The sequence below is a fragment of the Mesorhizobium sp. M0626 genome, from assembly GCF_040320665.1.
Lineage (GTDB): Bacteria > Pseudomonadota > Alphaproteobacteria > Rhizobiales > Rhizobiaceae > Mesorhizobium.
Map to the genome: position 1 here is coordinate 1 of NZ_JAMYQD010000048.1, position 8634 is coordinate 8634.

6 protein-coding genes and 1 tRNA gene are annotated in these 8634 nt (G+C 64.0%); 1 reads left to right on the plus strand and 6 read right to left on the minus strand.

What is annotated here, in order from left to right; translation table 11 throughout:
- Positions 1–119: 119 nt before the first annotated feature.
- Together NKI37_RS31665 and NKI37_RS31670 are read right to left on the minus strand one after the other, a co-directional pair.
- The gene (locus NKI37_RS31665) at positions 120–2357 is read right to left on the minus strand and encodes a mannose-1-phosphate guanylyltransferase/mannose-6-phosphate isomerase (RefSeq protein ID WP_352788063.1); all 2238 of its coding nucleotides are present in this window, start codon (positions 2355–2357) and stop codon (positions 120–122) included.
- A gap of 11 nt (positions 2358–2368) precedes the next feature.
- Complete coding sequence (locus tag NKI37_RS31670; RefSeq protein ID WP_352788060.1) at positions 2369–3889, minus strand: phosphomannomutase/phosphoglucomutase; 1521 nt, start codon at positions 3887–3889, stop codon at positions 2369–2371.
- 200 nt (positions 3890–4089) lie between these two features.
- On the opposite strand from NKI37_RS31670, the gene NKI37_RS31675 reads away from it, so the two are divergent.
- Positions 4090–4166: transfer RNA gene (locus tag NKI37_RS31675), tRNA-Pro, on the plus strand.
- Positions 4167–4180: 14 nt separating this feature from the next.
- Here NKI37_RS31675 and NKI37_RS31680 read toward each other — a convergent pair.
- From NKI37_RS31680 to NKI37_RS31695, 4 genes are read right to left on the minus strand one after another with little or no spacing between them, the layout of a single operon-like run.
- Positions 4181–4645, minus strand: a complete 465-nt coding sequence (locus NKI37_RS31680; RefSeq protein ID WP_352788058.1) for a hypothetical protein — start codon at positions 4643–4645, stop codon at positions 4181–4183.
- A 60-nt stretch (positions 4646–4705) separates the two neighbouring features.
- Positions 4706–6325 carry an ABC transporter ATP-binding protein gene (locus tag NKI37_RS31685; protein WP_023698152.1) on the minus strand — a complete coding sequence of 540 codons (1620 nt, stop codon included), beginning with the start codon at positions 6323–6325 and terminating at the stop codon, positions 4706–4708.
- A 32-nt stretch (positions 6326–6357) separates the two neighbouring features.
- On the minus strand, positions 6358–7485 hold the full coding sequence (locus NKI37_RS31690; RefSeq protein WP_023670736.1) for an ABC transporter permease: 1128 nt from the start codon (positions 7483–7485) through the stop codon (positions 6358–6360).
- A 9-nt stretch (positions 7486–7494) separates the two neighbouring features.
- Complete coding sequence (locus tag NKI37_RS31695; protein ID WP_023684574.1) at positions 7495–8418, minus strand: ABC transporter permease subunit; 924 nt, start codon at positions 8416–8418, stop codon at positions 7495–7497.
- Positions 8419–8634 lie beyond the last annotated feature (216 nt).

Here is an 8634-nt window from a genome sequence, read left to right on the forward strand (position 1 = left end):
CCGGGGTTGTCGCCCCGCCCGGGTTTTCGCCTCCCCCTTTTGTGGGGGCGGCGCCCCCCCCCCCCCCCCCCCCCCGGTCGGCGCTGGGGGGGGGCCCCCCCACCGGCCTCTCAACAACCTCACCCCTTCTGCGCCGTGCCGTCCAGATACTGCGTCAGCGCGCAGACCAGATGATAGAAGATGCTGGCCGGCACGTCCGATGCCAAGGAGCGGCCGCGTTCGTCGATGCGGTCGATCCACAGGCCGAGCGGGGCCGGATCGATGTGCCAGCGGAACAGGCGGCCGACGCGCGCCTCGATTTCCGGCTTGAGGTCGGGACCACCCGAGCCATCCAGCGCAATCGCCGCCTTGATCGCTTCGGCCTGTGGCCAGCTCCGCGACACAAGGTCGAGCGGCAGGCCCTGTCTGGAGACCGCGCCGTAGGCAAGGCCGGTGGCGCGGTTGAGGCCGTTGGCGATGGCCGAGGCGTAGAGCTTGCGGGCAAAATTGCTCAACTCGCCCTGGCCGCTGCGGGCGACGAAATCGGTGAGCAGCGAGGCCCATTCGAAATGATGGCCGGGCTCGGTCCATGTGCCCTTCTCGCCGGCGGCCGGCTTCCACCCGGCGTCGAAATATTCGCCCAGCGTCCAGCTCTCGGCATCGAAGAAATGACTGCGGAAAAGGTCGATGATGCGCGCGGCGCGGCGCAGATAGGTGCGGTCGCCGGTCGCCTCATACCAGGCGAGGAAGGCCTCGAGCAGATGCATATGCGGGTTGGAGCGCCGCTCGCCCTCGCCATCGGATGTCTCGAGAAAGCCGGTCATGCGGCTGTCCTCGAGATGCGCGTCGAGGAACACGAAGGTCTCCTGGCCCAGCCGCAGCGCATCCGGATCGCCGCACATATGCGCATGCGCCAGCGCCAGCAGCACGCAGGAATGGTCGTAGGCATCCTCGGTTGGGTCGGCGACGGAGCCGTCGACATTGAGCGTGCGCACCCAGCCGCCCCGGTCCGTGCGGCCCTTGCCGGCCATGAAGGCGATGCCATGGGAGATCAGGCGATCGGCTGGACCGTCCCAGCCGCGGGCCTTGGCAACGGCGAAGGCGTAGACTTGCCTCGCCGTCGTGCGCATGCGCTTGGGCTTCAACAGCGCCTCGCCGTCGAAGCCGAGCGCCTCGTGGAAGCCGCCATGACGCTCATCGACGCCTGAAGTCGACCACAGCGGCAAGGTCTCCTCGAACAGCCAGTGATGCACGCGCCGCCGCCAGGCGCCGCTCTCGATGACGCGGTCATGCGCCGGGGTGAACCTGGTTTCCAGACGGCCCGATTTTTCCAGCTGCTCGACGATCTTCTTGACGTGCTGGCTGTGACTGACCGGGGCAACGAAGGTGGCGTCCGCCGTCGAGACGATGGCGACGTCCTTCATACCGATTGCCGACAAAAGCCGGCCGTCGCTTCTGATGTAGGAGTTTTCGCAATCGATGGCGACGACATCGCCGACGACGACATTGCCCTTGGCGTCGGCAGGGCCGACATCCAGCAGCGACTGCCAGGAGCCGAGGTCGTTCCAGCGGAAGCCGGCCGGCACCATGGCGATGTCCTTGGCCCGTTCCATGATGGCGTAGTCGATCGAGTTCGACGGGATGGCGGCATAGAGGTCGAGCGGCATATAAAGGCCGGACAGATCCGAAGTCGCTGCCTTGTAGGCCGCTTCGGTGGCCTGCCAGATGTCGGGCTGGAAGGCCGCAAATGCGTCGCGCATGGCGCCGGCGCGAAACAGGAAAATGCCGGTGTTCCAGTAGAAGGTGCCCGCACTGAGATAGCTCTGCGCGGTGGCGAGGTCGGGCTTTTCGACGAAGCGCGACACGTCGAAGACGCCGCCGCTTTCGGCTGCGACTTCGATATACCCATAGCCGGTCTCGGGCTGCGTCGGCTTGATGCCGAACACCACCAGACGGCCGGAAAGGGCTGCCAGGCTGCCAGCCTCGACGCTCTGCCAGAACTGCTTGGGCGTGGCGATTTCATGGTCTGACGGCACCACCAGCACCAGGCTGTCGCCGAACTCCGACAATGTGCGCAACGCGGCCAGCGCCACGGCGGCAGCCGTGTTGCGCCCGGTCGGCTCGAACAGCGGGCCACCGCCGGCGAGGTCGAGGCCGGCAAGGTCGGCATGGACACGCTCGGCATGGCGCTCGGCGGCGATCAGGAAGATCGGCGTCTCACCTTCCGGCCGCGCCGTCAGCCGGCGCAAGGTCTTGGCCAGCATCGAGCCGTCGCCGCAGAGATCGTGGAACTGTTTCGGGTTGTCCTGGCGCGACAGCGGCCACAGGCGCGAGCCGACACCGCCGCTCATGACAAAACTGACGATGCGCTCGCTCATGAAAGGTCCAATCAGAACGTCTGGTTGTAAGCGCCGACTTCGGGGCTGCGGCGCAGCACGGCGTCGACGGCCTCGAACATCTGCCGGCGGCGGTCGGACGATACCGGGCTTTCGACAACCACGACAAGCTCCGGCTTGTTCGACGACGCCCGTACCAGGCCCCAGGTGCCATCCTCGGCCACGACGCGCACGCCGTTGACGGTGATCAGCTCGGCGATCTTCTGGCCGGCAAAAGTCTTGCCGGCGCGCTGCATCGCCTGGAAGTCCGCCACCACCCGATCGGCCACGCCGTATTTCACGTCATCGGCGCAATGCGGCGACATGGTCGGCGTGCCGAAGGTCAGCGGCAGCGCGCGATAGAGATCGGCCATCGAACTTGTGGGGTTGCGGACGAGCATCTCACAAATGGCTATTGCCGTGATGAGACCGTCATCATAGCCGCGGCCGATCGGCGGATTGAAGAAGAAATGGCCCGACTTCTCGAAGCCGGCGACGGCGCCAAGCTCGGCGACGCGGCGCTTGATGTAGGAATGGCCGGTCTTCCAGTAATCTGTCTTCGCGCCGTTGGCGCGCAGGACGCTGTCGGTGTTGAACAGGCCGGTCGACTTGACATCGACGACGAAGGTCGAGCCGGGATATTGGGTTGATATGTCCCGCGCCAGCATGACGCCGACCTTGTCGGCAAAAATCTCGTTGCCCTCATTGTCGACCACGCCGCAACGGTCGCCGTCGCCATCGAAACCCAGGCCGACATGGGCACCTGTTTCCAGCACTTTGTCCCTGATGGCATGCAGCATCTGCATGTCTTCCGGGTTCGGGTTATAGCGCGGAAAACTGTGGTCGAGCTCGACATCGAGCGGGATCACCTCGCAGCCGATGCGCTCCAGCGCCTGTGGCGCGAAGGCGCCGGCAGTGCCGTTGCCGCAAGCCGCCACGACTTTCAGCTTTCGCGCGATGCGCTTGTCGCTCACCAGATCGTCGAGATAGGTCTCGCGAAAACCGGAGACGAATTCGTAGGAGCCGCCGCCGGCGAGATCGAAGTCGCTCGACAGCACGATGTGTTTCAGTGCGCTCATCTCCTCTGGTCCGAAGGTGAGCGGCCTCGCCGCACCCATCTTGACTCCGGTCCAGCCATTCTCGTTGTGCGATGCCGTGACCATGGCGACGGAATGCGCGTCGAGCGCGAACTGGGCGAAATAGGCCATGGGCGACAGCGCCAGGCCAATGTCTTTCACCTTTGCGCCCGCAGCCATCAGGCCGGAAACCAGCGCCAGCTTGATGGCAAGCGAATAGGAACGGAAATCATGCCCGGTGACGATGTCGGGACCCGCGCCAAGACGGCGGATCAAAGTGCCCAGGCCCATGCCCAACGCTTGGACGCCGATCAGGTTCAGGTCCGGCGGTTGCGTCGAACCGGCATGGCCAAACCACCAGCGCGCGTCGTATTCGCGAAAGCCGGACGCCTTGATCAGCGCTTCGGTTTCGAATTCGAAGCTGTTGGGCCGGGCGTCGCCTACGATTTTCAGGGGCAAGGCAGCAAAGCTCCAGATGGCGAAAACACGATCTATCGAGGCTGCGACTTAGCACACAAGGCTTTAAGCCGGGTTTATCCCGGGAGGGAAAGCCAAGCTTTGCGGCAATGCCCAACGAAAGCCAACGAAATGCGACAGAAGCGCTGCCATTGCCGCTTGCAGGAACGGTATGCGGCAGCTATAAGCCCGCGGTCTGGTCACGGAGTGTAGCGCAGCCTGGTAGCGCACCTCGTTCGGGACGAGGGGGTCGCAGGTTCAAATCCTGCCACTCCGACCAGAAAAAACAGACACTTAGGTGTTTGTTCTCCCGACCCACAAGACTTGATGCAAACCGGCCGCGTCGGCGTCGCTGTCAGCATGGTGTTTTGACGCGACAACCTTCCGCGCTACCTCGATAATAGGAATGCCGCCGAGACAGCGGCCGGAACGAGGTTTGCGGAAGATGAATTTGTTGATTTCAAGCCGGCTGTCAGCGCTGCTCGCTTTGTCCTTGGCGGCAGGCTGCTCATCGCTGGGCAGCGCGGTGAACCCGGCGAAATACGACAGCATGACATGCGCCGAGCTCAACAACGCGGTAGGCGATACCGCGCGCGACATCTCGCAAACCGCCATCACCCGCGGCAGGGTCACCAACACCAGCGTTCCCAACTGGCTGCTCGGCGGCACGCGCGTGAAGAGCGCAGTGGCCAAGCGTGAGACGGCCAGAATCGAACTGCTGAAGCAGCGGCAAGAGGCCATTGTCGCGACAAGGGCCAACAGATGCCCCAGGTCAGCGGGCTAGCGAACTGGCCCTACCTATCTGCTGAACGTCACGCCTTAAGCACTCAGCCTGAAGCGCGTGACATCGATCGCCGCAGCCATCAGCGTCTGGGTGTAGGCGGCCTGCGGGTTGCTGAAGATCTCTTCCGTCGGGCCTTCCTCGACGATCTTGCCCTGCCTCATGACGATGATGTAGTCGGCCATGGCGCGCACCACGGAGAGATCGTGGCTGATGAAGAGGTAGGACAGTTCGTGGTCGGCCTGCAGCTTGCGCAGCAATTCGACGATCTGCTTCTGCACCGAGCGGTCGAGCGCCGAAGTCGGCTCGTCCAGCACCACCAGTTTGGGCTTCAGGATCACGGCACGCGCGATGGCGATGCGCTGGCGCTGGCCGCCGGAGAATTCGTGCGGGTAGCGGTTGCGTGCGTTGGGGTCGAGGCCGACCTCGAGCAAGGCCTCGACGGCGCGCTGATCGCGTTGCTTGCCTGACAGGTTCGGCTCATGCACCAGAAGCCCTTCGGTGATGATCTGGCCGACGGTCATGCGCGGCGACAGCGAGCCGAACGGATCCTGGAAGACGAGTTGCATCTCACGTCGCAGCGGCCGCATCGCATGGCGGTCGGCGGTGGAGATGTCGCGGTCGCCGAAGCGGATGACACCGTCGCTGGGCAACAGGCGCAGAAGTGCGCGGCCGAGCGTCGATTTTCCCGAACCGGACTCGCCGACGATACCGATGGTCTGGTTGCGCTTCAGCCGGATCGAAATGTGATCGACGGCGCGTAGCAGCAGCGGTTCGCCGGCAAGGAAGCCGCCGCCGATCTTGAAGGTCACTTCGACATTGCGGCCCTCCAGCAGCACAGGAGCGCTGGGCGGCGGCGCCGCCTTGGTGCCGGTCGGTTCGGCGGCCAGCAGCATTTTGGTATAGGCATGCTGCGGGTTGGCGAAAAGTGCTTCCGCCTCGCCTTCCTCGACCACCTCGCCATAGCGCATGACATAGACGCGGTCGGCAAAGCGCCGGACGATGCCGAGATCGTGGGTGATAAAGACGATGGCCATGCCGAGCTTGCGCTGCAATTCGGCGAGCAGCACCAGGATCTGCGCCTGGATGGTGACGTCGAGCGCCGTCGTCGGCTCGTCGGCGATCAGGATGTCGGGGTCGTTGGCGAGCGCCATGGCAATCATGACGCGCTGGCGCTGGCCGCCCGACATTTCGTGCGGATAGGATTTCATCCGCCGCTCGGGATCGGGAATATGCACAAGCCGCAGCAGCTTGAGCGCCTCGTTCCGTGCCTCGGCTGCGTTCAGCCCGCGGTGCTTGCGGATTGGTTCGATCAGCTGGTTGCCGATCGAATAGAGCGGATCGAGCGAGGTCATCGGCTCCTGGAAGATCATGCTGATCTTGGCGCCGCGCACCTTGTTGAGGTCGGGCTTGCTCATGGTCAAAAGGTTGCGGCCGCGATAATCGACGTGCCCCGTCGCCTCGCCGTTGGACGCCAGCAGGCTCATCGCCGCCATCATGGTCTGGCTCTTGCCGGAGCCGGATTCGCCGACCACGGCTACGGTTTCCCCTGCCTTGACGTGGATGTTGATGCCCTTGACCGCTTCGACCGCGCCGTCGAGCGTGCGGAAGCGGACGCGAAGGTCCTTGACGCTGAGGATCGTTTCGGGCGTTTCCATCGCAACGGTCCCCATTTTATTTGGTCCCCATATTATCGGTCTCTCGGATCGAGCGCATCGCGCAGGCCGTCGCCGACGAAGTTCAGCGCAAACAGCGTCGACACGAGGAAGAAGGCGGGGAACAAAAGCAGCCAGTTGGCGGTGCCGATGTTCTTGGCGCCGACGGAGATGAGCACGCCCCAGCTGGTCATCGGTTCCTGCACGCCAAGGCCGAGGAAGGACAGAAAGCTTTCCAGGATGATGACCTGCGGCACCAGCAGCGTCATGTAGATCACCACTGGTCCGAGCAGATTGGGGATGACATGGCGCAGCAGGATGCCGCGCTGGCCGACGCCCATGGCTTCGGCCGCCTGGACATACTCCTGCCGCCGGATCGACAGCGCCTGGCCGCGCACGATGCGCGCCATGTCGAGCCACAGCACCGCTCCCACCGCCAGGAACATCAGCACGAAGTTGCGGCCGAAGAACACCACCAGCATGATGACAAAGAAAATGAAGGGCAAAGAATAGAGCACGTCGACGATGCGCATCATCACCTCGTCGATCTTGCCGCCGGAAAAGCCGGCCGCCGCCCCGTAGAGGACGCCGATGACCACCGCGACAATGCCGGCAAGCAGGCCGATGGCCAGCGAGATGCGCCCTGCCATCAGCGTTCGCGAGAGAAGATCGCGACCGGTGTTGTCGGTGCCGAACAGGAAGTACTGCTGTTTGACCGACGCAGTCATAGTCAATTCGAGCCCGTCGGCCGATTTGCTCTCTATCTTGGTATCGTCGAAGGCATCGGAGCGGTCAAGATAGCGGATGTTGCGGTCGTCGATCGGTTTGGTCGAGGTGACGGTGACGGTGACGCGACTGCCGTCCAGTTTCCACTCCTTGATGTCGACGCGCATGCGCTTGATGGCATCCTTGAGCGCCGTCTCGATCATGTCGGGCTTCGGATAGGCTGAAAAGCTTGGCGGCGTGCGCACATAGTCGGCATAGATGGTGGTGTACTGATGCGGCACGAACCAGGGGCCGAAGATGCTGATGACGCCAATGAAGGCCAGGTAATAGAGGCTGAACATGGCGGCGCGGTTGGCTTTGAGGCGCGCCCATGCGTCGCCCCAGAGCGAGCGGCCGACGACGGCCGGCGGAGCGGCGGCGGCTGTGATGTCAGTCATAGCGCACCCTCAGTCATAGCGTACCCTCGGGTCGACGACCGCGTACATGACGTCGACGATCAGGTTGAAGACGATGGTGAAGAGCGCGATCACCACCACGGTCCCCATCACCAGCGTGTAGTCGCGGTTGAGCGCGGCATCGACGAAATAGCGGCCGACACCGGGAATGGAGAAGATGGTCTCGACGATGACCGAACCGGTGAGCAGCGCCGCGGCTGCGGGGCCGGTGAAGGAAACGATCGGCAGGATGGCGCCGCGCAGCGCGTGCTTGACCACCACCGACCAGTCGGAGAGGCCGAGCGCACGCGCCGTTCGGATATGATGCGAACGCAAGCTCTCGATCATCGACCCGCGCATCAGGCGGGCAACGATGGCGATCTGCGGCAAGGCCAGCGTCAGCACCGGGCCGATCTTGTTGATTAATGCGCCATCACCCCAGCCGCCGATCGGCAACAGCTTCCAGGTCAATCCGAACACCAGCTGAATCACAGGAGCGATGACGAAGGTGGGGATAGTGCTGCCGGCGGTCGCCAGCGCAATCACCGTATAGTCGCCAAGCTTGTTCTGGTTGAGCGCGGCGATGGTGCCGAGCACCGAACCAAGCAGCAGCGCCAGGATCAGCGCCGAGGTGCCGAGCTGGACCGATATCGGCAGCCCCTTGGCAAACAGTTCGGTGACGGTGAAGTCAGGCAAATTGTAGCTCGGCCCGAAATTGCCGCGCAGAAGATTGCCGAGATAGTGGGCATATTGCAGCCAGAGCGGATCGTCGAGGCCGAACTGTGCTTCCAGATTGGCCCTGATCTCGGGACTGAGGCCCCGCTCCTGATTGAAGGGGCCGCCCGGTGCGACGCGTATCAGGAAGAACGCCATGGTCACGATGACGAACAGCGTCGGAATGGCGGTCAGAAGCCGCCGTAAGATGTATCGCAGCATCGGCGCCCCGCTTCGGCCAGAGCGACATACGTCCATGCGGACGCATTGCCACGCTCCGGCGCCAAATCTTCGCACCGGGCTTGCCGAAAATCGACCACGACTTTCGGACCGGTGCGATGACCGACCAGTCCGGCGCGGCGCCCCGGGGGGGGGGGGGGGCGGGCGGGGTTGCAATTGTGTCGAGGGCGGGGCGCTGGAGGCGGGGGGGGGGGGGAG

Coding starts and splice junctions, on each gene's coding strand:
- NKI37_RS31695 (WP_023684574.1), bottom strand. CDS start 8,418: ATGCTGCGATACATCTTACGGCGGCTTCTGACCGCCATTCCGACGCTG.
- NKI37_RS31690 (WP_023670736.1), bottom strand. CDS start 7,485: ATGACTGACATCACAGCCGCCGCCGCTCCGCCGGCCGTCGTCGGCCGC.
- NKI37_RS31665 (WP_352788063.1), bottom strand. CDS start 2,357: ATGAGCGAGCGCATCGTCAGTTTTGTCATGAGCGGCGGTGTCGGCTCG.
- NKI37_RS31685 (WP_023698152.1), bottom strand. CDS start 6,325: ATGGAAACGCCCGAAACGATCCTCAGCGTCAAGGACCTTCGCGTCCGC.